The sequence below is a fragment of the Mycobacterium sp. URHB0021 genome, from assembly GCF_054057895.1.
Genome location: NZ_JBSRZT010000002.1, coordinates 6,799,158 through 6,824,089, shown reverse-complemented (window position 1 = coordinate 6,824,089; position 24,932 = coordinate 6,799,158). Strand labels below are relative to the sequence as shown.

The window sequence follows — 24,932 nt, the reverse complement described above, 5'->3', positions numbered from 1 at the left end:
ACAACTGCAAAGATCAACACTGCTTTAAACGAAGCACCAACAAGTCCAGGAGGACATAGAAGTGGCGAAGGCGAAGTTCGAGCGGACGAAGCCGCACGTCAACATCGGGACCATTGGTCACGTTGACCACGGCAAGACGACGCTTACTGCAGCAATCACCAAGGTTCTGCACGACAAGTACCCCGATTTGAACGAGTCGCGCGCATTCGACCAGATCGACAATGCGCCTGAAGAGCGGCAGCGCGGCATCACGATCAACATCTCCCACGTGGAGTACCAGACCGAGAAGCGGCACTACGCGCACGTGGACGCCCCCGGCCACGCCGACTACATCAAGAACATGATCACCGGTGCGGCGCAGATGGACGGCGCCATCCTGGTGGTGGCGGCGACCGATGGCCCCATGCCGCAGACCCGCGAGCACGTGCTGCTGGCCCGCCAGGTCGGCGTGCCCTACATCCTGGTCGCTCTGAACAAGGCCGACGCCGTCGACGACGAAGAGCTGCTTGAGCTCGTCGAGCTCGAGGTCCGCGAGTTGCTCGCCGCCCAGGAGTTCGACGAGGAAGCCCCGGTCATCAAGGTCTCGGCTCTGAAGGCGCTCGAGGGCGACGAGAAGTGGGTCGAGTCGATCGTCGAGCTGATGGACGCGGTCGACGAGTCGATTCCCGATCCGGTCCGCGAAACCGACAAGCCGTTCCTGATGCCCGTCGAGGACGTTTTCACGATCACCGGCCGCGGCACCGTGGTCACCGGTCGTGTGGAGCGCGGTGTGGTCAACGTGAACGAGGAAGTCGAGATCGTCGGCATCCGCCCGGACACCACCAAGACCACCGTCACCGGTGTGGAGATGTTCCGCAAGCTGCTCGACCAGGGCCAGGCCGGCGACAACGTGGGTCTGCTGCTGCGCGGCATCAAGCGTGAGGACGTCGAGCGCGGTCAGGTCGTCGTGAAGCCCGGCACCACCACGCCGCACACCGAGTTCGAGGGCAGCGTCTACATCCTGTCCAAGGACGAGGGCGGCCGGCACACGCCGTTCTTCAACAACTACCGTCCGCAGTTCTACTTCCGCACCACCGACGTGACCGGTGTGGTGACGTTGCCGGAGGGCACCGAGATGGTGATGCCCGGTGACAACACCGACATCTCGGTGAAGCTGATCCAGCCCGTCGCCATGGACGAGGGTCTGCGCTTCGCGATCCGCGAGGGTGGCCGCACCGTCGGCGCCGGCCGGGTCGTCAAGATCATCAAGTGATCTGATCACGTACCGCGAAGCGGCGCTCACCCGTGAAGGGTGGGCGCCGCTTTGGTTTGCAGTGCTAGGCTCAATCATCGGATTCCGGGTCGGCGGTCCTTCCGCCGCGACGTTGTCGGCAAATCGAATTCTTCCTGGGGGAGGGACCACATGGACATGGACGCTGTGACAGGGCCTGTCCAAATTGCCGACCCGGAAGTCGCCGAGGCGCCGAAGCCCCGAACGGGGAAGACGCCGTTTACTCTGCGGGAGAAGACACCCTGGACCGCGCGGCCACCCATCATGATGGTCGCCAGCGCGGGACTCGGCGCGTTGATGGCCGCAATCGTCGTGCTCGTCTGGGCAGTGGTGGCCGGCCCGCAAAGCGGCCAACCCCAGGCCGACAGCAAGGCTTCGCCCGCCCAACCGGCTCCGGCCAACCCGTCCGACGTGCCCCTGTCCGCACCCGATGCGTCGGCCCTGCCGGGCGGATTGCCGGCGGGCCTTCCCGGCATACCGTCCGGCGCCGCCACTGGAGGGATCGGCGGCGCGAACCCGCTGGCCGCGTTCACGCCGCGACCGTCGGTTCTCTCCGGCGGTGGTGGCGGCGGAGGCGGCTCCGTTCCGGCTCTGCCGGCATTCCCGCCGCCTCCCGATCTGCAGACGACGTTGGACGCGTTGTCTCCCTACGCGGGGCCGGCCCTGGCGCAGTCCGTCACGGGTGACGCGATTGTCGGCCTGATATCCAACGTGGGCGGGTGGGCCACCGCCGCCGCGGTCGCAACGGCCAACAACGGCACATCTTTGGTGAACAACCTCATCCTGGCCAGCGCCCTATCGGGAGGCAATCCGCTGGGCTTTCTCGGCCAGGTGTCAGCGGGTGCAGTGGGGCTGGCGAACATCCCCGGGCAGATGCTGAATGCTGCGGCAAACCCCGTGGCGGCGTTGGGCGGCCTGGCCTCCGCGATGGCCGTGAGCATGCCCGCGCTGGATGCCCTGTCCAAGCTCCCGTCCATCCAACTACCTCCGATCGGTCTGCCGCAGCCGCCCCCGATTGGATTGCCCCCGATCGGGCTTCCGCCGCCCCCGCCGATCGGTCTGCCGGCACCACCGTCTCCGCTGATGCTCGCCGCACTGGGCCTCTGATCCAAAACCAGCCGCAGGGCGTTCATTCCACGCAGTGACACCACTTTGCTGGATATGCCTCCGAGCGCGGAAATCAGGCTGTATGGTGTTGCGATGGCAACGACGCGCGTAGCCGACCTGGATCTGTCGGTCACCGATATCGCGCGGAAGCTCGACCGCACAGGCTTCCTCTGTTTGAAGGATGTCGTCTCCCCAGCCTGGCTGGCCGAAGCGCGGGCCGGCGTCGACGCGAGCCTCGCCGAGTACGGCGAAACCGACTTCTGCGTAGTCAATCCGGGCAGAGAGGCGGGGACGCCCGCGCACCGCTTCATCACCGATCCGGACGTACGCGCCACGATGTCCGGGCTCGTGACGGATCGTTGGCCCCGCGCATTCGTCGAAGATGAAGAAATCGAAACGGTGCTTCGGGTGCTTGCCGGACCCGAACGGGCAGCTACCTCGTATGCGTTCCACTACGACGCGACCGTCATCACAATGCTGGTTCCCCTTTACATTCCTGCCGCCGGAACCGGCCGGTCGGGCGAATTGGTGGTCTTCGCGAACAAGCGCCCCTTCCGGCGCTCGGCGGTGATGAACATCGTCGACAAGATTGCCGCCCAGAACCCGCTGTACCGCAAGTACGCCGTGCGTAAGCTCCGGCGCGCGCCCGAGAAATACTCGGTGGTGCTCGAGCCGGGAAACGTCTACCTGTTCTGGGGTTACCGCACCTATCACGGCAACGGACCGTGCGCCACGGACACGGTGCGGGCAACGTTGCTACTTCACCTGGGAGATCCGCACCACGGCAGCCCGACCATCAATGCCGCCAAGGCCCTGAAGCTGTTTCTGGCGCCGTCTTCGGAGCGCACTGAAGCCACCGTGGAGCGGCTGTAGCACCTCTCGCCGTCGGGCGAAATGCCTGTCACCGCTGTAACGCATGGTTCGGCTGAGGCGATATCCATCGCAACGAACCTGTGGTTGGTGAGAACGGTGAGGGGTCGGGGTGTTTCGACGTTTTGGTGCGTTTGCATGCGCCGCTGCCGCGGTCGGCGCTGTGTTGGCCGGGTTGACGGCAGGCGCCGTTCACGCGGACCCCGGCTGTCCGGACGTCCATTGGATCGGTGCCGCCGGTTCCGGTGAGCGGGTGGATCCCACCGCGGACGCCGGAATGGGCCGCGTAGTGCTGCAGTCCTACCGCGACCTGGCCCGATATCTGCAACAAGATGGCCGCACCATCACCGCCGAAGCGGTCGAATACCCCGCCGTCGCGGTGCCCGCCGACGGTGATCTGCTCGGCTGGGCCGGCTTCATCCGCAGTGTGGACACCGGGGCCGCCGCGTTGGGTGTGCAGTACTCGTCGTTCGCGCTGCGGTGCCCGGGAACCAAAGTGGTGCTCGCCGGCTACTCGCAGGGCGCCATGGTGGTGCACCGCAATTTGCAGGCGCTCGCCGAGAGCCCGAACTTGGCTTCGGCGCTGCTGATTGCCGACGGTGACCGCTTGCCGAACGACACCACGGTCAATCTGGGTTCGGTCACCGCGGTCCGCGGCGCAGGTAAGGGTGTCGCGCAGGACTGGCCGATTCTGGCGCACGCGCCGACCGCCCCGCTGCCCCCGGCGCTCGGCGCCCGCACTGTCAGCGTGTGCGATCTCGGTGACGCGGTCTGCGACTACGACCCCGACGCCGAGTCGGTGTCGCCTGCCGCCGTGGCCATCCACACCAGCTACGCCCGATCCAGCAGCGGTGGTTACGCCTGGACCTGGCCGCTGTATCAACTCCTCGGGCCCTCGACTGCGACGGATCAACCGCTGGTGCTGGCGGCGGGCTAGCGTCGAGGCCTACGTGAGGGCTGTCCCCCCGCGACAATCACCGCCCCTGGTGCCGGTTTCGGCGCGTGCCCAGCGGGCCGCCGGCACAGTCACCGGGACTTCACAGCTTCGGGCGCCCCGCCGGCGATACGGCTCACGGTCGCCGCTGTGCGGCTAATCTGACACGCGAAAGCGGGCAAACGACGGGAGCGTGTAGATGCTAGGCCGTTACCTCAAGTCTCAAATGATGGTGCTGTTGTGCGGCGGTCTCGTCGGTCCGGTCTTCCTGGCGGTCTACTTCGCGACCGGTCAGACCAGCCTGTTGAAGTGGATGTTCTGGGTCGGCTTGCTGATCACCGCGGCCGACGTGCTGATTGCGATCGCGTTGGCCAACTTCGGTGCAAAGTCGGCCGCGAAGTCCCAGGCGCTCGAAAGGGGCGGCGTGCTGGCGCTGGCCCAGGTGGTCGGGATCCAGGAGACGGGCACCCGGATCAACGAGCAGCCGCTCGTGAAGATCGACCTCCAGATCTCCGGACCGGGCATCCGTCCGTTCAGCAGCCAGGACCGGGTGATCGCGTCGCTCACCCGGCTGCCGATGATCACCAGCCGCAAACTGGTCGCACTTGTCGATCCGGCCACCAATGAGTATCAAATCGATTGGGACCGAAGCAGTCTGGTCAGCGGGATGATGCCGGCCAACTTCACCATCGCCGAGGAGAACAAGACCTACGACCTGACCGGTCAGACCGGACCGTTGATGGAGATCCTGCAGATCCTCAAAGCCAACGGCATCGGGATGAACAACATGATCGACCTGCGCAACAACCCCGGCGCCCGGCAACAGGTGCAGGCGGTGGTGCGTCGCGCGGCCGAACCGGCGGCCGCCCCTGGCGCGGCACCATATCCGCCACCGCCGCCACCCCCAGCACCATATGCGCCGCCTCCCCTGCCGGAACCATCGGCCGCCCAGCGGCTTCAGGAACTGGAGACGCTGCGCGCCACCGGGGTCATCTCCGAAGCGGAGTACACCGCGAAGCGCCAGCAGATCATCGCCGACTTGTAGCGAGTCCTGGTTCGTCTCGGGCGGTGGCGGGCCGAATGGTCCTCGGCTCAAGTCGATGTGGTTCGCCGGGCGAGCTTTCCGGCGGGTCAGCCGCCGCAACCACCACGCCAAGGGAACGGTGATGACGACGGTGGCCAGCGTCAACACGGTCATCGAGCCGGTGAAAGGCCGCCATCCCAGAACGAATTCCATCGTCACCCACATCACGATGACGTGCAATAGAAAGACTTCGTAGGAGATCTCCCCGAGCCACACGGCCGGTCTGCTGCCGGTCAATCGGGCGTACCAGCCGCCATCGCCGAGAGCCGGCGGCGCGACGAGCAGGATGCCAACCACCGCATAGAGCAGATGTTTCACCACGGGCTGCCACCACGTCGGCGTGACGGTCAGTGCCCCGGCGATGGGGGTCGATACGATGAAAAAGCAGATCATCGCGACCGGAATGGCGACGAGGGCATAACAACGGACGCCCATCGCGCGCAGCACCGCGAGCATCATCCCCCCGACAAACCAGCCTAGGTTGGCGGGCAACCACATGCCCGCCGCGTTCGAGAACCAGTCGGTGGTTTCTTGCAGCACAAGCCAAATAGGGCTGATGGCACCCAGCATGCCCAAGCCTACGAGCAACCGGACGGGTCGCCAGCGGCGTCGGCACAGCCGGGTCAACAGTCCATAGACGATCAGGGGGAGCGTCACGTAGAACGCGACTTCCGTAGCCAGACTCCATGTTTGAGTGAGCCCCTGATGAAGATAGGTGAGGAGGTAATCGTCGGTATAGGTCTGGGTCAAGGTCAGGTAGCGCCACAATCCGGTCCAGGTGTGTCCGGGATTGGGATCGACCGGGTGCATCTGACAGACGACATACACGACCACCACCGTCACCAGGTATGCCGGCATGATTCGCCGTACCCGACGCCTGAGGTAGCGACCTGGCTCAGGCCACGCCGAGCCGGTGGCCGCCGCGGTCACCCAGGGCGTGAACAGCAGAAAGCCGGACAGCACGAAGAAGATCGTCACGCCGATCTCCCAGCGCGAGAAGAGTGTGCCCAGGTAGCTGTTGTCCTCTGCGCCGGTGCCGTACGCCGCATGTGTGCCGACGACGAGCAGCGCCGCCACGCCACGCAGCCCGGTGAGTGAATCCAGCCGTCCGCCGGGTGGTAGCGGGCCTCCCTGCTTCGGGCAGCGTGAATCGACCGAGGTCGAGGTCCACGCAGGGGGCAGGCAAAGCACCACGCCGAAGCTTAGCGTTTATAACTAAATTGGTCCTTAAATACCATAAGGGCCGGGATGATGGCGCGTTGCTGAGCTATCGTTCTCAGAGAGAAATCCCTGAACACACGCACGCCGGCGTCGGAGGTCGGAGGCGATCATGGCGAAGACTGAAGCGCCTGCCGAATTGCCTGCAGGGCAGACCAACGACACCGTCAGCCTTCCGACGCTGACCGCGATGGTGGTCGGCTCGATGATCGGGTCCGGCGTATTCCTGTTGCCACGCCGGTTCGGGGCCGAGACGGGCGTGCTCGGTGCGATCATCGCGTGGACCATCGCCGGGGCCGGGATGCTGATGCTGGCCTTCGTGTTTCAACGTCTCGCAACCCGCAAACCCAACCTCGATGCCGGTATCTTCGCCTACGCCAAGGCGGGATTCGGCGACTACGTCGGTTTCAATTCGGCGATCGGATACTGGGCGTCGGCCTGCGCGGGCAACACCTCCTACTGGGTTCTCATCACAGCCACGATGAGTGCGGTGGTCCCCGCGTTCGGCGCGGGCGACACAGTGCTTGCGGTGATCGTGTCGGCGGTCGGGGTGTGGTTGTTCGTCTTCCTCGTCCTGCGCGGTGTCAAGGACGCGGCGGTGATCAACTACATCGTCACTGTCGCCAAGGTCGTACCCATCCTGGTCTTCATCGTCATCGCGGCCATCGCGTTCAAGGCCGATGTCTTCACCGACAATTTCTGGGGCGGCGACAGTTACTCGTTCTCGTCGTTGTGGGACCAGGCCACCGGGACGATGCTGATCACCGTCTTCGTCTTCCTTGGCATCGAAGGTGCGAGCGTGTACTCGCGGATGGCGCGCAGGCGTGCGGACGTCGGCCGCGCCACCGTCATCGGATTCCTCAGCGTACTCAGTGTTTTCGCGCTAGTGACGCTGGTGTCCTACGGTGTGATGCCGCAGGGGGAACTGGCCGGCGCCGACCAGCCGTCGATGGCGGCTGTGCTGGAATCCATTGTCGGACCGTGGGGCTCGATCTTCATTCGTGTCGGCGTCATCGTTTCGGTGCTCGGTGCATACCTGGCATGGACGCTGATGGCCGCGGAGGTGCTCTACATTCCGGCGACCACCGAAGACATGCCGAGGTTCTTGGCGCGTACCAACCGTCACGGCGCTCCCATGCCGGCCCTGGTGATGGCCGCCGGGCTGATCTCACTGCTGCTCGTCGCGTTGCTATTCGCCGCCGATGCGCTGGATTTCATGCTCGATCTCACCGCGGCGCTGTCTCTCATTCCCTACCTATTCGCGGCGGCGTATGCGCTCAAGCTCACGGCGACCCGTGAGACGTACCAGGACGGGCACCCTCGAGCGGCTGACATGATCGTTGCCGCGCTGGCCACGGCCTATACGGTCTTTCTGATCTACGCCGCGGGAACCGACAAGCTGCTGCTGTCGTGCATCTTGTACGCGCCGGCCGCCGGGCTTTATGTCAAAGCGCGACGGGAACGCGGCCTCAGAGTCTTCAGGCCCGCGGAGGCGGTGCTGTTCGGCGTGATTGTCCTCGGCGCCGTCGCGGGTGTGGTGTCCTTGGCTACCGGGGCTATCGAAATCTAGTCGCCCGCGGTGTGGAAGGAGGGACAGATGACGAATCCGTCTGCCGACTACGGCGTTCACTCCGAGGTGGGCAAGCTGCGCAAAGTGCTGGTGTGCTCTCCCGGACTGGCGCACGAGCGGCTCACGCCGACCAATTGCGACGACCTGCTGTTCGACGATGTGTTGTGGGTGCAGAACGCTCGTCGCGACCATTTCGACTTCATCGACAAGATGCGCGACCGCGACGTCGAGGTGGTCGAGTTGCATGACGTTCTGAGCCAGACGATGAGCGATCCCGAGGCCAAGGCGTGGCTGTTGGACCGCAAGATAGTTCCGAACGAGGTCGGGCTCGGCCTGGTCGACGACACCCGCGGCTATCTGGACTCGCTGAAGCCGCCGCGTCTTGCCGAACTGCTCATCGGTGGCATGTCCATCCGTGATCTGCCGAAGGAACTGCAGTCCGGCTACCGCTCGCTGGCTCGCGAAAATACCGGTGTCACAGAATATCTGATGCCGCCGCTGCCCAACACGCTCTACACCCGCGATACCACCTGCTGGATCTACAACGGGTTGACCCTCAACCCGTTGTTCTGGCCTGCGCGGCACGACGAGACGCTGTTGATGAAGGCGATTTATGAATTCCATCCCGACTTCGTCGGCTCGCAGGTGTGGTGGGGTGACCCCGAGCAGGCATGGGGGATGGCCACCATCGAAGGCGGCGACGTGCTGGTGCCCGGCAACGGTGTGGTGATCATCGGCATGAGCGAGAGGACATCGCGGCAGGCGATCACGCAGGTGGCTGCCAGGTTGTTCGCCGAGGGCGCCGCCACCCAGGTGATCGTCGCCGGCATGCCGAAGATGCGGGCGGCCATGCACCTGGACACGGTGTTCACCTTCGCCGACCGAGACGTGGTCACGATCTATCCGGGAATCGTCGACGCCATGCAGACCTTCATCTTGAATCCAGGCGACAACGACGTCGGCGTGGAAGTCGTCGAGGCGAACAAGCCCTTCGTCGAAGAGGTCGCCGCGTCACTCGGGTTACCGAAGCTACGGGTCGTGGAGACGGGCGGCACCGCGTACGACTCCGAGCGCCAGCAGTGGGACAGCGGCAACAACCTCGTGGCAGTCGAACCCGGGGTGGTCTTCGCGTACGACCGCAACACCCACACCAACACCCTGCTGCGCCGGGCCGGAATCGAGGTCATCACCATCGTCGGCGCCGAGTTGGGCCGGGGCCGCGGTGGCGGGCACTGCATGACATGCCCATTGATCAGAGATCCCGTGTAGTGACGCAGGCCGACGGGTTACTAGAACACGTTCCAGTTCGGCTGTTAGCCTGATCCGCAAGCTCACGGAAGGAGCAGCGGTGACGGCATCTGGCGGACCCCTCGAAGGGCGAGTGGCACTGATCACCGGCGCCGCGCGCGGTCAGGGCAGGGCGCACGCGATCCGGTTGGCCGACGACGGGGCAGACATCATCGCCATCGACATCTGTCGGCCCATCTCGGACACCATCACCTATCCTCTGGCCACCCCCGAGGAACTCGCGGACACCGTGCGCGCGATCGAGGCCACCGGCCGTAAGGCGCTGGCCCGGGAGGTCGACATTCGCGACCTGGCTGCGCTGCAGCAGGTGGTGGCCGACGGTATCGAGCAGTTCGGCAGGCTTGACGTTCTGGTGGCCAACGCGGGCGTGCTGAGCTGGGGCCGGCTCTTCGAGATGTCAGAAGAGCAGTGGGAGGCCGTCATCGACGTGAACCTCAACGGCACCTGGAAGACGATCCGCGCCGCCGTTCCGGCGATGATCGAAGCGGGCAACGGCGGGTCGATCATCATCGTCAGTTCCTCGGCAGGTCTGAAGGCCACGCCGGGCAACGGTCACTATTCCGCCTCGAAACATGGTTTGGTCGCGCTCACGAACGCATTGGCAATTGAAGTGGGCGAGTATGGCATTCGCGTCAACTCCATCCACCCGTACTCGATTGAAACACCGATGGTCGAAAAGGAGGCGATGATGCAACTCTTCAGCAAGTACCCGAACTACATCCACAGCTTCTCGCCGATGCCTTACCGGCCCGTCAACCATCAAGGCAAGAAGGGCCTGCAGGAATTCATGGAACCCGAAGAGGTTTCCGATGTGGTCGCCTGGTTGGCCGGTGATGGCTCGGCCACGATCTCGGGCAGTCAAATCGCCGTGGACCGCGGCACCGCGAAGTACTGAGGTTGCTTGCGCGTGGGCCCAGCTCTCGCGCGTTAGCCCGGCAACACCAGGAACGGGACGGGGCTGTGCCGCAGGATCTTTGAACCGCGCGAGCCCAGGAACACGCGCGCGATACCGCCCACCGGCGAGGTGCCGATGCCCAGCAGGTCGCCCCTCCAGCCAGTCCGCGGCGTCGATCGCCTCATCCCAGCCCGTTGCCGGTGGCCGCCTGCAACACCACGTCGTCACCGACGACTCTGTCGGTCTTCAAATGCGCCAACATCTCTCGTGCTTGCGACCCCTACTGCTCGAGGACGGAGTCCTCGTCACACAGCCCGACCTCGGGCGGATACATCGTGCGGCCATGAACCAACGCACCGGTAATGCCCTGGCGGCCAAGCGTGCCCGGGCAGAGCGACTGGGCGCAGCGCCGGCCCTACCGATGCAGATCACCCGCCGCACCATCGCCGAGGGTGGCAACGGACGGACGTTCCAGGTGATCACCGAGGGGCCGATGGGCGACGGTGTCCCCACCGCCTGTGGCAAGACCCGCTGGTATGCGGCCACGATCAAGGCCGTGGTGACCAGCGACAACGCCGCGACACTGGCGTAGCGCGTGGAGGCCCGGGCGCGCGCGGGTACCGGTGGATCGACAGCGGCAACACCCTCAGGTCGATCTCCATCACCGGCAACCGGAGCCATTCTCCTGTGCCGGGGTCGGAAGACCGCAATCATGGTGCTCATCCACACTTCATCTGCGGCCTGTCCAGGATGTGTGGCTTGCGAGATACGGAGGCAGTCCCAGATGAGTGACACGCAGCCGAGCACCACCGTCTTGCCATCCCATTCGCAGGAGGACGTGCCGTATGTCAACGCCGTTCGCGCTTATGCATCAAAGGACTTTCTGCGGCTCGACGTCCCCGGCCACACAGGTTCGGCAGTCACTCAACCGGAGCTAGCCGACATGTTTGGCGAGTCGGTTTTGGCGCTCGACGTACCACCGCTGGTGGACGGCATTGATCAGGGACCCTTTCCCACCCCTATGCAACAGTCGGCCCAACTGGCGGCGGAGGCCTGGGGCGCCCACCGCACCTGGCTGCTAACGAACGGCGCGTCGAAGGGCAACTTGGTCACGTGCCTGGCGCTGCGTCACGTCGGGGAGCTGATCGTGGCCCAGCGGAGCATGCACTCGAGCGTTATGGACGGCATGGTGCTTGGCGGCCTTCAGTGCCATTTCGTCCAGCCGGTAATCGATGTCGAACTAGGGGCCGCGCACGGGATCACGCCCGCATCCTTGGCCGAGGCACTGGACACCTTTCCCGGCGCCGTGGCGGTGTACGTTGTCTCGCCGAGCTACTTCGGCGCGGAATCCGACCTTCAGGCGCTGGCCGATGTCGCCCACTCACGAGCCTGCGCGCTGATCGTGGACGGGGCATGGGGGTCGCACTTCGGTTTCCACCCCGACCTACCGCAGAATGCACTGGCCAAGGGTGCCGACGTGATGATTTCGAGTACCCACAAGCTCGGTGGCAGCCTCACCCAATCCGCAATGCTTCACCTCGGCAAGGGCCCATTCGTGGATCTGTTTGAGCCCCTTGTGAATCGGGCCTTCCGCTCGATGCAGTCCACCAGCGCGAGCTCCATCCTGATGATGTCATTAGACGTGGCCCGCAGGAATCTGGCGGTGCATGGCAAGGAGCGGATAAGCCGGTCGATCGAAGCCGCAAGCAAGCTGCGGCAGGGTGTGCGGGACGCGGGCCGTTTCGAAGAACTCTCAGACCGATTCCTGGCCTCTCCCGGAATTGTCGCGGTCGACCCGCTTCGCGTGGTGATCGATACCCGCCGCGGGGGGATCAGCGGTCATGAGGCCCGCAAGATCCTATTCGACGAGCACCGCATCCACGTCGAGATGGCCACCGACAGCGCTATCGTCGCCGTGATCGGTGCGGGATCGGCGCCCGACATGGACAGGATGCTCCTGGCGCTCGATGCGCTGCCCGATGCCGGCGCGGCCGATATTCCGCCCATCACGCTTCCCATGCCCGGCGAGGCCGTGATGTCGCTGCGCGAGGCATACTTCTCGCCCTCTCAGCTGGTGCCCACCTCGGCGTGCATCGGCCGAGTGTCCGCCGAGTCGCTCGCCGCCTACCCACCTGGGATCCCCAACCTGTTGCCTGGGGAGATCATCACCGAGGAGGTCGTCGACTTCCTGCTCCGCACGGCGCGGTCGCCGTTCGGACATGTCCGAGGCGCGGCCAAGCCCGACCTGAGCCGCATGCGAGTGCTGACGAAGTGATCGAGCGGATGGATGCTTGCGAGTCCTGAAGGCGACGAAAGAGCTGGTCGCACCGACCAATGCGGTGCAAGAGATATCGACCTCAAGAGGTCGGGCAGGCACAGCGCGAACGATGCCAGGACGGTGCGGATCCGGCAGGGGCGGGAGGGGATCTCCGCGGACATCTAATACGTCGAGTGGTGTCCCGCGGCAACCGATTCCCGGCAACTGGAAGGAAGCAGGACAAGCACCGATATCGGGGGTCGTCTTGCCCCGATATAACGACCGCACCATCGAATTGGTCCAACGGAGTTGTAGCGTCGAATGCCTTGAGGGTTGCGCGCGGTCACGAATGGATCGGCCTGGTTCACCTGTTAGCGAATTCTTCCGCCTGCCCGTGCGGCACTACCACCACCGGAACGGGTGAGCTGCGCAGGATTTTGGCTCCCCTGGACCCGAGAAACACCTGCGCGATCGGGCCGACTGGGCTCGAGCCGACCACCAGCACGTCGTCATCGTCCCAGCCGACGTCGTCGATCGCCTCCTCCCAGCTCTCGCCGTGTCCGACCACGGTCTCCACTTGGCGTGGCACCTTCGCCAGCTCCTCGACCTGCTCGAGTGCGGCGTGCACGCTCTTCTCGAGCTCAGTGATCCACTTCTGCAGCACCAGGTCCTCGGAGTCGGTGCCGAGCCTGGTCGTGTATGCGGGGCGTGACCACACCGCGAACGACACGATTCGCAGCGATGCGCCGACCCCTGCCGCCACTCGGGCCGCGGCAAGCAGCAAACTCTCATCGCTCGCCGACCCGCCGTACGCCGCGGTCACCCGCTTCACCTTCGCCCCCGGCTGGCTCCGGAACCCGCGCGGCGCCAGGGCGACGGCGACCGGCGAGCTGTGCAGCAGCCGGTTGGTGACACTGCCCAGCGAGATATGCCCGAACACGCCGGCCGACGACGTACCGACCACGATCATGTATGCGTCGTGCTGCTTTGCCACCTGGAGCAGGCCCGTGGGCGCGGACCGGGCGCTGTGCCGTTCGAACGTCGCCGATACGTCACCGGGCAGGTTCTTGCGGGCTAATGCCAGTGCCTGGTCGGCGATCTCGTCGAGCTCCTTGCGGTACTCCGCGTCAATCCGGGCCATGCCGGGGACCCACGGCGCCGGAATGACCGAGCAGACCACCAGCTCGTCGCCGAAAGACCGCGCCAGCATGCTGGCCAGGTGAAGTGCCGTTTTGCCACGTTCGTCGGGTGCATAAGCCACGGTAAGCGTCATTGCGCCGCGCCTAGTCGTGGATCAGGCCGACATGTTCGTGCCGGCCGAGGTGAGAGTGCCTGAACCCGTACGCGGCATACCAGACCATCGCCACCGCAACCCAGATCAGGAACACCCAGATGGTCACGGAACGCAGGTCCTTGATGATCCAGATGCAGCCGAGAATGGCAAGGACCGGCGTGACCGGATACCCCGGCACCTTGAACCCGCGCGGCAGCTCGGGATGAGTCCGCCGCAGCACCATCACGCCGATCGACACCACGAGGAACGCGACCAGCGTGCCGATGCTCGTCATTTCGGCGAGGAAGTTGATCGGAATCAGGCCGGCCAGCAACGCGATTACGACCGCGACGATGATCGTGTTCGGCACCGGGGTTAGGGTGCGCGGGTTCACCCGGTGGAACAACTCGGGCAGCATCCCGTCGCGCGACATCGCGAAGAGGATGCGGGTCTGGCCATACAGCGTCACCAGGGTCACGCTGAAGATCGAGATCACCGCGCCCGCGGCGAGTACCGTGGCCGGCCACGACGCACCGACGACCTTCTCCAGGATTGCCGCCAGCCCCGCCTCTTGGCCCTCGAATTCGGTGTACGGCTGGGCGGCCACCGCGACGACGGCGACCAGGATGTACAGGGTGGTCACCGTGATGAGTGCGATCAAGATCGCCAGCGGCATTGTCCGGCGGGGGTTCTTCACCTCCTCGCCCGCGGTCGAGACGGCGTCCAGACCGATGTAGGAGAAGAAGATGATGCCGGAAGCCGCGGTGATGCCGGCGAAGCCGAACGGCGCAAAGTCTGACAAGTTGTCGGCGTTCCAGCCCATCACGCCGAGGGCGATGAACAGCAGCAGCACGCCGATCTTGATCAGCACCATCACGGCGTTTGTCTTGGCGGACTCGCTCACGCCCCTGATCAGCAGCAGCGCGCACAAGAACACCAGGATGACCGCCGGCAGGTTGAACACCCCGCCCTGCTCGGGCGCCTGCGACAGGCTGTCCGGAATCCTGAAACCGAACAGGTTGTCGAAAAGCTCGTTCAGGTACTGCGACCAGCCGACGGCGACGGCCGCGGTGGACACGCCGTACTCCAGCAGCAGGCAGGCGGCGACACCGACGGCCGTCAGCTCGCCGAGCGTCGCGTACGCGTAGGAGTACGACGACCCCGACACCGGTACGGCGCTGGCCAGCTCGGCATAGCAGATCGCGGTGAGCCCGGCGACCAAGCCGGCGATCGCGAACGACACGATCACCGCGGGCCCGGCGACGGGGACGGCCACCGAGAGCACGAAGAAGATCCCGGTGCCGATGGTGGCGCCGACCCCGAACATCGACAACTGGAACAAGCCGATCGTGCGGGCCAGTTCACTTCGGCCGGTGTCGGCGCCTGTCTCATCGGACATCTCCGGAACGGGCTTGCGACGGAATAATTGTTGAAGCGTCGGCATGATTCCTCCTACCAAAGGCGCTGTCAAGCGTCTCCACTCATGGAGTTTGACACCGAAGACGGTGAGTGTCAGCGAGTCGGAGGTTCTGATACGAAAATGGCGGTTTTCGCCGGTTCAGACGTCGTATCTTCCCATTCGTCAGTGCATTTCCCGGCGGTTGTGCACAGCATTGAGCGCAACCCAACTCCGTCATGTCGGGTCATTCCAGGGGCGTGGTGTGCGACGTTGTCGCGGGATTCTTCGATGGGGTGATTCAGGCACCGAGCTGCTGAGCGACGGGGGCCTACTTCCATGACGACACCTGCGCGGCACTGGCGAGCCGCGCGCGGCGGCGGCACGGATGGGCGACGCCGACATGACCGCCGACGACGCCGAGCACACGCTCGCGATGCTGCGCCTCGACCGCGTCGCCGATGTGGTCGCGGTCGGCGTCCTCCGCCGGGGATCAGTTGTGACGGTGTGGTGCCGGCCTGCCGCAAGCGCCATGTGCACGGATAGCCTTGGCGCAGTGTCGAGCCCGGCGCGGCGCGCCCGCACTGCCGGTTCTTGTCGCCCACGACTACCACATACCGCCCCGGGTCCGGAAAGCTGTTGGCGCACCTTGATACTGGGCCGCGGAGCCCGGCGACCACCGGTGCGGCCCCAGGACCCCTCCCACCTGGGCGAGGGTGACGCGTCACCGAGTGTTGGCAGGGCATCGTCGGCGGGCCGTGCTCGAAAGCCGCCCGAGCCAATATCTTTCGTGCGTGCCAGCATGCGCGAATTCTCGCGCTTGATGAATCTTCAAGGAGTACACCAGCATGTCGTTGAAAACCACCGGCGGCACGTCGATACCGGTGGAAACGCTCAGAACCCGATCGACTCGAACGCCCGCTCGCGGCCGGGGTCCTCGTCGTAGCGGAACCGGTCCGGGTTCGTGCCGCGGGCCTCTGCCAGGTTGAGCGCGATGCATTGGACCACTGCGGTGAGCGCGAAGATCGACAGGGGTTCCCCCAGGTCGCGCTCGGCGAACCTCACGACTTGGGCGCCGCCGACCTCGACCGCCGCGGCGATGGCCTCGACCCGCTCGGCCATCGGCCCGCCGCCGTCGAGCACTACCAGCGTGTCACGCCCATCGAGGGCCACGCTGGGGCCGTGGAAGAACTGCTCGACCGACAGCCCCTCCGCGGCGACGTAGGAGGCCTCGCGGACCTTGAGCGCTCCTTCCTGCGCGGTCCACCCGTTCGGGCCCGCGCCGGTGAGTTCCAGCAGGCGCTGGGGCTCGGCAACGATCGGCGCGAGCCGCCCGAGGACGTCCTCGACGCGGTCGGGCACCGCGTCCAGGTCACCGAGCTCGGCTCCGAGCGCCGTCGCGATCTGGGCGAGGCGCAGCAGCGCCGCCGTGTGGCTCGCCGTGTAGGCGTACGAGCGCTCCGGCTCGACGGTCTCCACGTCGCCGCCGGCGCCGATCGCGGAAATCCCGACGGCCGGACCGCCCGCCCCGCGGGCGCGGCGCAGCATCTCGGCGCTATAGCCGGTGGAGCCCGTGTGGCTGAGGACGATCACGGCCTCGCCTTCTGCGAACCCGCGCCCGTACGGCGCGAGGTCGGCGGCGTGCTCAGCGCGGGCGTCGACGCCGGCCTCGGCGAGCAGCCAGGCGCCGTGCTGTGCGGCGTGCCAGCTGGTCCCGATCCCGACCAGCCTCACCCGGCGGCCGCGCAGCTTCCCGGCGGCCACCCGGGCCGGCTCGGGGTCGCCCAGCAGCCGGCGCAGCTCCGCGGGCTGCGCCCACATCGCGGCGCGCATCGCCGACCCACCGCTGCCGGCTCCGCCCTCGGCCACGATCTTCAGTCGCCGATCGCGATCATGACGTCGGACACCTTGACCACGGCGCTGACATCGCTGCACTCGGGGATGCCGAGATCGCTGATCGCCGGCGCCGACTCGCCTCGCCTCGGCGAATACGGACGACCTTCGCAGGCACCAGGTTACAAGCGCTGAGCATCATTTTCGTTCGCTCCTTTTGGCTTGTGTCGTTGGGGGAAAGCGTATCCGCCGGCCACCGGCGGTCGCGTGCGACCCTATAGGCGAGATCGTGGCGGTCAACCGGGACCTGGATCCTTACGAAAGGGCAGTGTTACGGCTCGTTCCCGAAGAAGTGCGCGGAAGGGTCCGGCGGCACCTCTACGAGGCTCGCACAGCTCTTCACAGATCATCGAGTTCGGCTCGAGATGTCGGCACTGCCCGACATCGGACGTCGGCGTCGCCATCGATGCGATGACCCCCGCCGACTCGTGTCATTTACCTGGACGGGATGTCCCGTAGCCGCACCGACAAGCACGTCACGCAGCCCTCGAGCTTCTCGAACTCCGAGATATCCACCCGCACGGGGGTATAGCCGAGATCCGAAAGCAGGTCAGCACTGCGCGGAGCGTTGTCGGCCATCAACACCAAGTCTCCGCCCAGAAGTACCACATGCGCGCCGGACTCTTCAGGCATCGGCATGAAATGCGGGAAGAACCCGGGGTCGTCGAGGGCGGCCGGCCAGCCGATGATCGTGCCGTCCGGCAGGGCCGTGACAGCGGTCTTCAGGTGCAAGACCTTCGTCAGCGGCACGGCGATGACACGCACGCCGAGCGGCGAGAACACCGCCCTCAGCTGTCGGATGCCCTCGCCGTTCGTGCGCCCTCCGCGCGCGACATACATGATGTCTCCAACTTTGAGGACGTCGCCGCCGTCGAGAGCGCCGGGCGCGGCGATGCGATGCACGTCGTAGCCCAAGGAGGACACCGCCTGCTCTGCGGCGGTGGTTTCAGGCTGGCGGGTCGGTGTACCCGGTCGCGAAATGACGACCGTCCCGCCGAACACGACCATCGTGTCTTCGATGAAAACGCTATCCGGGCAGTCGTCCGCGGGCGGCACCTCGACCGTGTGCCACCCCGAAGCTTGAAGCGCTGCGACATAGCCCTCCCACTGCTCGACTGCTCGCGCGACGTCGACCGACTCGCGCTCGATGTGCGAGACGATTCCCTCGTCGAGGTGCGGGCTCGGGCGGCGGATCAATGCGGTCGTGCTCATCTGTACTCCTGTGGATCAGCGCGCTGTCGGATACTTGTCGGCGACCGCGCCCAACGACGACGGGCACTGGGAGTGGCCAGGATCTCGGTTCGCGCGCGACCCCAGGAACACCCGCGAGACCGGCTCGAGGCTGGTCTTTGCGTCGCAAAAGCTGGCTTCGCAGTGAACTCACGATTCGTCCCAACCCCCGGCCGGTCTGCCAAGGCCTCACGCTATACCCGCGCGCCAACCCGCCGGCACGAATCGGACGGTGAGGACAACAGTCTTTGCTCGCGGTCCGCACCCACTTTGCCTTCGCCATGGATGATGGCGCTCTTCTGTTGAACACCCGCCTGGTAGCGGCGGAAGCGAAGACAATACAAACATCACGCTTTCCGACGTCAGGAAGGAAGGAAGCTCGCCTTTTGCGTGGAGGTCACCGGGTGAGTAGTGGTGCGTAACGTGTGGTTCACGCGAGAGTTGGCTGTAGGACTCTCCGTTTCCTTTGTACCAAGCGATGGAGGGCCGCGGACATGGCGAATGAATTCACTTCTGCGGCAGGCGTTGCGCAGCGGCCGGTCACGATATTCGGCCCCGATTTTCCGTTCGCCTTCGACGACTGGATCACCCACCCGGCCGGCCTGGGTTCGATCCCCCAGGAGCGTGTCGGCGAGGAGGTCGCGATCGTGGGGGCCGGGATGTCCGGCATGGTCGCGGCGTACGAACTCATGAAAATGGGCCTGCGGCCCGTTGTGTACGAGGCTTCTCACATGGGTGGTCGGCTTCGTTCACAGCAGTTCGAGGGTGCGCCGGCCGGCGTGGTCGCCGAGCTGGGCGGGATGCGTTTCCCCGTCTCATCGACCTCGTTCTATCACTACGTCGATCTCCTGGGGCTGGACACTGCGCCGTTTCCCAATCCGCTTGCACCCGGTTCTGACAGCACGGTCATTCATATCGAAGGCACGACGCATTACGCCGAGCAGCCCGACACCCTGCCGACACTGTTCCAGGAGGTGGCCCAGGCGTGGGCCGATGCGCTGGAAGCTGTGGGGTTCACCAAGATTCAGGACGCGATTCGAGCCCGTGATGTTGCGAGCTTGAAGTCCCTGTGGAACAACCTGGTGCCGATATGGGACGACCGCACGTTCTACGACTTCATCGCGAGTTCGGAAGCGTTCTCGAAGTTGTCCTTCTATCACCGTGAGGTGTTCGGTCAGGTCGGATTCGGGACCGGGGGTTGGGACTCCGATTTCCCGAACTCGATGCTGGAGATCTTCCGTGTCGTGATGACCAACTGCGACGAAGACCAGCGCCTCATCGTCGGCGGCGCCGAACAGGTGCCGCGTGGCCTGTGGGAGCACGCTCCGGCCAGCCGGACCCACTGGCCGGCGGGCACCAGCCTGGCATCGCTGCATTCTGGCGGCACCAGGCCGGGTGTAGCGCGAATAGCTCACGGCGACAATGGTTTTGAAATCACCGACGTGTGGGGAGTGGCCCGGCGTTATCCAGCGGTGCTCGTCACCTGCCAAGGCTGGCTACTGACCACCCAGATCAGTTGCGACGAGAGCCTGTTTTCGTACAAGCTGTGGACGGCGCTGGACAGAACGCGCTACATGCAGTCGTCGAAGACATTCGTCATGGTCGACCGGCCGTTCTGGAAGGACAAGGACCCCAGGACCGGGCGCGACGTCATGAGTACCACGCTGACCGACCGGCTCACCCGCGGGACGTACCTCTTTGACAACGGCGCGGACAAACCGGCCGTCATCTGCCTCACCTACTCTTGGATGAGCGACGCCTTGAAGATGCTGCCGCATACGGTCGAGCATCGGGTTCGGCTGGCGCTCTCGGCGCTCAAGCGCATCTATCCCGACGTCGACATCGCCAGCCACATCGTCGGTGACCCGATCACGGTTTCCTGGGAGGCCGATGAACACTCCCTGGGCGCGTTCAAGGGTGCGCTACCTGGCCACTATCGATACAACCTCCGGATGTACTCGCAATTCATGCAGGACGATTTGCCCGCACAACAGCGGGGCATTTTCCTGGCGGGCGACGACATCTCGTGGACTCCCGCGTGGGTCGAGGGCGCGGTACAAACCGCATTGAACGCAGTCTGGGGGATCCAGCGGCATTTCGGTGGTCGCACCCATCCGGACAACCCAGGTCCTGGCGACGTCTTCGCTGAGATCGGGCCCATTGAACTGCCCGACTGAGATACACCGGTGTCATTCTGATGCGAATCGCAATCTACCAATGTGAGCCCAGACCAGCGCAGGTCGATCGGAATCTCGAGCGGCTGGCGCGCATCACGAAACACGCCTCGATGGAGGGCGTCGCCCTGCTGATTTGCCCCGAAATGTACTTGACCGGGTACAACATTGGGATCGACGCGGTTCGTCAGCTGGCGGAGCCCAGCGATGGCGCGTCGGCCCACGCCGTGGCCGAGATGACCCGCGAGAACAGCGTCGCGATTGTCTACGGATACCCGGAGCGTGGTAGCGGGGATGCCATCTTCAACTCGGCGCAGCTGTTCAATGCAAAGGGGACCCCCCTTGCTAATTATCGTAAGACCCACCTATTTGGTGACCTCGACAACTCCATGTTCTGCGGGTCCGATGCCGACTCTGCGGTAGTGGAGTTGGGCGGATGGCGGGTTGGGATGCTGATCTGCTATGACGTGGAGTTCCCGGAGAACACGCGAAAGCTTGCGCTCCGCGGTACCGATCTCATCGTCGCCCCCACGGCGAATATGGTGCCGTTCGAGGTCGTCGCCAACACGATCGTGCCGGCTCGAGCATATGAGAACCAGGTGTATGTGGCGTACGCCAATTACTGCGGTCACGAGAATGGGCTCGAGTACTGCGGACTGAGCTGCGTGGCAGCACCAGACGGTTCCGATGCGGCGCGAGCTGGGCGTAAGGAGGAGCTGATCGTCTGCGAGCTCGATCACGGGCTGCTGACCGCATCACGCCGAACAGCCACCTATCTGGCCGACCGTCGCCCACAGCTCTACGCGGCATTGTCGACTCCAACTCCCCAATACGAAGAGCGAGAGCCCAAACGGCGGTGAGCTTTCGCTATGGCCGCGGGGCTGGCCGGGCGAGCCAGTCGTCGAAGGTAAACCACATGCGGGACTTGTCCTATTGGCGAGTCCCCATTACTGAGTCCACTGGTGTCGATCACGGGGAACCGGCCACAGCCGATATGTGTCGGAATGCCCAACGCACATTTTGCCGTCGCTGCGCGCGCTCCAGTCTTCACCGCCCGTCCAAGGCTTAGATCACCTCTGACCACCCGGCGGCATGTACGTGTCGGAGTAGTAACTACCCAAGTCCTCGTAATAGTCGACGTGCTCGGTGAGCGCCTGGTCGGGCTTGGGCGCGTGCTCGATCTGGTTCTTTGTACGGTCGACGTACACCTTCCTCTCCGTTGCGTCGATCCGCTCCACGAGACCTACCGGCAACGTGACGTGGTGGCCGAGAAGCCACGATCCGACGTCTACGTCGAGGTAAGCCGGCCGGCCGTCATACTCTGCCTCGACGTGACCGAGATCGCCGTCGACTGCGACAACCGTATAGCCGGTTAGATCAGTCCCCTTGACGAACCCCGCGTCGGCCCGGTACTCCCACGGCTTGAAGGTGGTCATCCTTACCCATCTCCTCCCTATCCTGTGGGCACTCGCTCCATTCCTCAATCCTCCACCCGCCGCTGCCCGCCGTCCACGATCGGCCCGGTGGTATTGCACAAGATGTCGTGTTTCAACGGGACCATCTTGCTGGCCACGGCCCCGTTGGCGAGCACTTTCTCATGACGGAGCTCGCGCATCACCACGGCGCTCATGCCAGGGGGCGCGAGCACCGCGATCTGCTACCCGTCCGGTCCGTCGACGAGCTGGCATCGAAACACTTATTTGAGGCCGAAATTTGAGACACCGCCAACTGGCTGCGGGGCTAGATCTCCGTATCGGATAAGTGTGAACCTGCATTCGCCAAGACATCGGCGAACTGACCGGTAGCCCAGTCGATCTCCTCGGCGGTGATCACCAATGGAGGCGCAAAACGCAGCGTCGAGCCTTGCGTGTCCTTGACGAGGACACCGCGTTCGGCCAGTTTGATGCTGATCTGCTTACCGGTGCCGAGCGCCGGGTCGATGTCCACACCCGCCCACAGTCCCATTCCGCGCACCGCGACCACGCCCCGGCCGATCAGCGCGCGCAGCCGCGCGTGCAGGCGCTCGCCCAATTCGCCTGAGCGAGACTGGAATTCGCCGCGACTGAGTATTGCGACGACGGTCGTGCCGATCGCCGCGGCCAGGGGATTCCCGCCGAACGTCGAGCCATGCTCGCCGGGGTGCAACACGCCGAGGATGTCGCGGTCGGCCACCACCGCCGACAGCGGGACCACGCCGCCGCCAAGCGCTTTGCCGAGAAGATAGATGTCGGGAACCACACCCCAGTGCTCGCAGGCGAAGGTGCGCCCGGTGCGCGCCAGTCCGGACTGGATCTCGTCGGCGATCATCAGCACGTTGCGTTCGGTGCACAGTGCGCGCACCCGCGGCAGGTAGTCGTTCGGCGGCACGATGATGCCTGCCTCGCCCTGGATGGGCTCGATCAGCACCGCCACGGTGTCGTCGTCGATCGCGGCGGCCATCGCATCGGCGTCCCCGAAGGGCACTGCGCGGAAGCCGGGGGTGTACGGGCCGAACCCACGCCGCGCCGTCTCGTCGTCGGAGAAGCTGATGATCGTGGTGGTCCGACCGTGGAAATTGTTGTGCGCCACGACGATGTTGCCACTACCGGCCGGGACGCCTTTGACATCGGTGCCCCACTTCCGGGCTACCTTGATGCCGCTCTCCACGGCCTCGGCGCCGCTGTTCATCGGCAGCACCATGTCCTTACCGCACAGATCGGCCAGCGCCTCGCAGAACGGGCCGAGCCGGTCGGAATGGAAGGCGCGGCTCACCAGCGTCACGGTGTCCAACTGCGCGTGGGCGACAGCGGTGATCTCGGGATTGCGGTGGCCGAAGTTCACGGCCGAGTAGGCGGCGAGGCAGTCGAGATAACGCCGACCTTCGACATCGGTGATCCACGCACCTTCGGCGCCGGCGGCCACCACCGGCAGCGGTGAGTAGTTGTGTGCGGCATAGCGATCATCGATGGCGATGGCCGCCTCGGTTGCCGAGTTCACGGTATCCAGAATGGTCACGGGTGCACCTCCAGCGTGCAGCATTTGACGGATCCGCCGCCCTTGAGAAGCTCCGACAGGTCGACGCCCACCGCCGTGAAGCCAGCGGTACGAAGCTGATCGGCAAACCCGGTCGCCGCCGCGGGCAGCACGACATTGCGCCCGTCGGAGACGGCGTTGAGACCGAACACGTCGGCATCGGCCCGTTCGACCTCGATCGCGTCCGGGAACAGTTCGAGCAGTCGGGCGCGCGCCGTTGGGCTGAACGCCGGCGGGTAGTAGGCGATCGTGGTGTCGTCGAGCACGGCAAGCGCGGTGTCGAGGTGGTAGAAGCGGGGGTCGACGAGCTCCAGGCTGACGACCGGCATGCCGACCAGCCTGGCGATCTCGTCGTGTGCCCGGCGGTCGGTGCGGAAACCGTAGCCGGCCAACACGATCGACCCGACCACCAGCAGATCGCCCTGGCCCTCGTTGACGTGCCGGGTCTCGGCGGGCTGGTAACCGTGACGGGTCATCCACTCCGCATAGGCGATGGACTCGCCGGCGCGCTGCGGGTAGGCGAAGCGTGCCACCACGGCCTTTCCGTTGACGACGAGCCCGCCGTTGGCGGCGTACACCATGTCCGGCAGCCCGGCGACGGGCTCGACGAGTTCGACGGTGTGGCCGAGTTCCTTGTAGGTCTGGCGCAGCGTCTCCCATTGATTGAGTGCGCGATGGGTGTCGACGGTGGCTGAGGTGTCCATCCACGGATTGATGGCGTATTCGACGGCAAAGAAGGTCGGCGCCGTCATGGCGTAGTGGCGGATACGGGATTCGCGCGCGGGCCGGTGCACGGCGACCTGGGGGATCGTCATGGATCAACGATATTTCGTGCAAGAAATGCAATCAATCGACAGTTATTGCGTATACAGGAGCAATCTGTTGTGTAAGCGCTGTGATGGCGAAGGTTCATTGCGTGAAACGGAGCGTGTTTGATCATGGACCGCCTGGACGAGACCGACGAACGGATTCTGGCCGAGCTGGCGGTGCATGCGCGGGCCACCTTTGCCGAGATCGGCGCGCGGGTGAACCTGTCGCCTCCGGCGGTCAAGCGGCGCGTGGACCGGATGCTCGACAACGGGGTGATTCGCGGCTTCACCACCGTCGTCGACCGCAACGCACTCGGGTGGACCACTGAGGCCTATGTTCAGGTGTTCTGCCACGGCACCATCGCCCCCGACGACCTGAGAGCCGCCTGGGTCGACATTCCGGAGGTGGTCAGCGCGGCGACCGTCACCGGCACGTCGGACGCGATCCTGCACGTGCTCGCCCGCGACATGCGCCATCTCGAAGAGGCGCTGGAACGGATCCGGTCCACGGCCGACATCGAACGCAGCGAAAGCATCGTCGTGCTCTCGAACATCATCGAACGGGCGTTGCCGTGAGGGCGGCAAAGCGCAGGGTTGCGTACAAATCGCCACCCGCATCGTGTAGAACTCCG

At 65.2% G+C, this 24,932-nt stretch carries 23 protein-coding genes and 1 pseudogene; 14 read left to right on the top strand and 10 right to left on the bottom strand.

Annotation, left to right across the window (positions count from 1 at the left end):
- Positions 1-61: 61 nt before the first annotated feature.
- From tuf to ACVWWN_RS35660, 5 genes are all read left to right on the top strand, one after another.
- A complete protein-coding gene (tuf, locus tag ACVWWN_RS35680) occupies positions 62-1,252 on the top strand; it encodes an elongation factor Tu (protein WP_457148060.1) in 1,191 nt (396 codons plus the stop codon).
- Between the two features lie 150 nt (positions 1,253-1,402).
- A complete protein-coding gene (locus ACVWWN_RS35675) occupies positions 1,403-2,377 on the top strand; it encodes a hypothetical protein (RefSeq protein WP_457148059.1) in 975 nt (324 codons plus the stop codon).
- Positions 2,378-2,470: 93 nt separating this feature from the next.
- Positions 2,471-3,250, top strand: coding sequence for a hypothetical protein (locus ACVWWN_RS35670; RefSeq protein ID WP_457148058.1), 780 nt, complete (start codon positions 2,471-2,473; stop codon positions 3,248-3,250).
- Between the two features lie 109 nt (positions 3,251-3,359).
- Entirely contained in the window at positions 3,360-4,184 is an 825-nt protein-coding gene (locus ACVWWN_RS35665) for a cutinase family protein (RefSeq protein WP_457148057.1), read from the top strand.
- Positions 4,185-4,380: 196 nt separating this feature from the next.
- Positions 4,381-5,226, top strand: coding sequence for an SHOCT domain-containing protein (locus tag ACVWWN_RS35660; protein WP_457148056.1), 846 nt, complete (start codon positions 4,381-4,383; stop codon positions 5,224-5,226).
- A gap of 81 nt (positions 5,227-5,307) precedes the next feature.
- Here ACVWWN_RS35660 and ACVWWN_RS35655 read toward each other — a convergent pair.
- A pseudogene (locus ACVWWN_RS35655) lies at positions 5,308-6,369 on the bottom strand (acyltransferase family protein); the annotation flags it as partial.
- A gap of 226 nt (positions 6,370-6,595) precedes the next feature.
- On the opposite strand from ACVWWN_RS35655, the gene ACVWWN_RS35650 reads away from it, so the two are divergent.
- The 3 genes from ACVWWN_RS35650 (at position 6,596) to ACVWWN_RS35640 (ending at position 10,256) form a co-directional block, all read left to right on the top strand.
- Positions 6,596-8,053, top strand: coding sequence for a basic amino acid/polyamine antiporter (locus ACVWWN_RS35650; protein WP_457148055.1), 1,458 nt, complete (start codon positions 6,596-6,598; stop codon positions 8,051-8,053).
- Positions 8,054-8,080: 27 nt separating this feature from the next.
- On the top strand, positions 8,081-9,322 hold the full coding sequence (locus tag ACVWWN_RS35645) for an arginine deiminase (RefSeq protein WP_457148054.1): 1,242 nt from the start codon (positions 8,081-8,083) through the stop codon (positions 9,320-9,322).
- 79 nt (positions 9,323-9,401) lie between these two features.
- On the top strand, positions 9,402-10,256 hold the full coding sequence (locus tag ACVWWN_RS35640) for a mycofactocin-coupled SDR family oxidoreductase (protein ID WP_457148053.1): 855 nt from the start codon (positions 9,402-9,404) through the stop codon (positions 10,254-10,256).
- Between the two features lie 32 nt (positions 10,257-10,288).
- Here ACVWWN_RS35640 and ACVWWN_RS35635 read toward each other — a convergent pair whose 3' ends face one another.
- Positions 10,289-10,441: a universal stress protein gene (locus ACVWWN_RS35635; RefSeq protein WP_457148052.1), complete on the bottom strand. Its 153-nt coding sequence runs from the start codon at positions 10,439-10,441 to the stop codon at positions 10,289-10,291.
- 158 nt (positions 10,442-10,599) lie between these two features.
- On the opposite strand from ACVWWN_RS35635, the gene ACVWWN_RS35630 reads away from it, so the two are divergent.
- Together ACVWWN_RS35630 and ACVWWN_RS35625 are read left to right on the top strand one after the other, a co-directional pair.
- Complete coding sequence (locus ACVWWN_RS35630; protein WP_457148051.1) at positions 10,600-10,848, top strand: hypothetical protein; 249 nt, start codon at positions 10,600-10,602, stop codon at positions 10,846-10,848.
- A gap of 192 nt (positions 10,849-11,040) precedes the next feature.
- Positions 11,041-12,531, top strand: coding sequence for an aminotransferase class I/II-fold pyridoxal phosphate-dependent enzyme (locus tag ACVWWN_RS35625; protein ID WP_457148050.1), 1,491 nt, complete (start codon positions 11,041-11,043; stop codon positions 12,529-12,531).
- A gap of 346 nt (positions 12,532-12,877) precedes the next feature.
- Here ACVWWN_RS35625 and ACVWWN_RS35620 read toward each other — a convergent pair whose 3' ends face one another.
- From ACVWWN_RS35620 to ACVWWN_RS35610, 3 genes are all read right to left on the bottom strand, one after another.
- Entirely contained in the window at positions 12,878-13,786 is a 909-nt protein-coding gene (locus tag ACVWWN_RS35620; RefSeq protein WP_457148049.1) for a universal stress protein, read from the bottom strand.
- A gap of 10 nt (positions 13,787-13,796) precedes the next feature.
- Positions 13,797-15,230 (bottom strand): amino acid permease, encoded by a 1,434-nt coding sequence (locus ACVWWN_RS35615; protein WP_457148048.1) that lies wholly within the window; start codon positions 15,228-15,230, stop codon positions 13,797-13,799.
- A gap of 846 nt (positions 15,231-16,076) precedes the next feature.
- Positions 16,077-17,051 (bottom strand): SIS domain-containing protein, encoded by a 975-nt coding sequence (locus tag ACVWWN_RS35610; RefSeq protein WP_457148047.1) that lies wholly within the window; start codon positions 17,049-17,051, stop codon positions 16,077-16,079.
- Positions 17,052-17,075: 24 nt separating this feature from the next.
- On the opposite strand from ACVWWN_RS35610, the gene ACVWWN_RS35605 reads away from it, so the two are divergent.
- Positions 17,076-17,210 carry a hypothetical protein gene (locus ACVWWN_RS35605; RefSeq protein ID WP_457148046.1) on the top strand — a complete coding sequence of 45 codons (135 nt, stop codon included), beginning with the start codon at positions 17,076-17,078 and terminating at the stop codon, positions 17,208-17,210.
- 300 nt (positions 17,211-17,510) lie between these two features.
- On the opposite strand, the gene ddaH (ACVWWN_RS35600) is transcribed toward ACVWWN_RS35605, so the two are convergent.
- The gene (gene ddaH, locus ACVWWN_RS35600) at positions 17,511-18,287 is read right to left on the bottom strand and encodes a dimethylargininase (RefSeq protein ID WP_457148045.1); all 777 of its coding nucleotides are present in this window, start codon (positions 18,285-18,287) and stop codon (positions 17,511-17,513) included.
- A gap of 512 nt (positions 18,288-18,799) precedes the next feature.
- Between ddaH (ACVWWN_RS35600) and ACVWWN_RS35595 the strand changes: the two genes are divergently transcribed.
- Both ACVWWN_RS35595 and ACVWWN_RS35590 read left to right on the top strand, forming a co-directional pair.
- Complete coding sequence (locus ACVWWN_RS35595) at positions 18,800-20,482, top strand: flavin monoamine oxidase family protein (RefSeq protein WP_457148044.1); 1,683 nt, start codon at positions 18,800-18,802, stop codon at positions 20,480-20,482.
- 20 nt (positions 20,483-20,502) lie between these two features.
- Complete coding sequence (locus ACVWWN_RS35590) at positions 20,503-21,339, top strand: carbon-nitrogen hydrolase family protein (RefSeq protein WP_457148043.1); 837 nt, start codon at positions 20,503-20,505, stop codon at positions 21,337-21,339.
- 210 nt (positions 21,340-21,549) lie between these two features.
- Here ACVWWN_RS35590 and ACVWWN_RS35585 read toward each other — a convergent pair whose 3' ends face one another.
- From ACVWWN_RS35585 to ddaH (ACVWWN_RS35570), 4 genes are all read right to left on the bottom strand, one after another.
- On the bottom strand, positions 21,550-21,915 hold the full coding sequence (locus ACVWWN_RS35585; RefSeq protein ID WP_457148042.1) for a PRC-barrel domain-containing protein: 366 nt from the start codon (positions 21,913-21,915) through the stop codon (positions 21,550-21,552).
- A 44-nt stretch (positions 21,916-21,959) separates the two neighbouring features.
- Positions 21,960-22,127: a hypothetical protein gene (locus tag ACVWWN_RS35580; protein WP_457148041.1), complete on the bottom strand. Its 168-nt coding sequence runs from the start codon at positions 22,125-22,127 to the stop codon at positions 21,960-21,962.
- Between the two features lie 92 nt (positions 22,128-22,219).
- A complete protein-coding gene (gene rocD, locus ACVWWN_RS35575; RefSeq protein WP_457148040.1) occupies positions 22,220-23,497 on the bottom strand; it encodes an ornithine--oxo-acid transaminase in 1,278 nt (425 codons plus the stop codon).
- Positions 23,470-24,306 carry a dimethylargininase gene (gene ddaH, locus ACVWWN_RS35570; protein WP_457148039.1) on the bottom strand — a complete coding sequence of 279 codons (837 nt, stop codon included), beginning with the start codon at positions 24,304-24,306 and terminating at the stop codon, positions 23,470-23,472. The genes rocD and ddaH (ACVWWN_RS35570) overlap by 28 nt, the downstream gene beginning before the upstream one ends.
- 123 nt (positions 24,307-24,429) lie before the next feature.
- On the opposite strand from ddaH (ACVWWN_RS35570), the gene ACVWWN_RS35565 reads away from it, so the two are divergent.
- Positions 24,430-24,876, top strand: a complete 447-nt coding sequence (locus ACVWWN_RS35565; protein WP_457148038.1) for an Lrp/AsnC family transcriptional regulator — start codon at positions 24,430-24,432, stop codon at positions 24,874-24,876.
- The last annotated feature ends 56 nt before the right edge of the window (positions 24,877-24,932 follow it).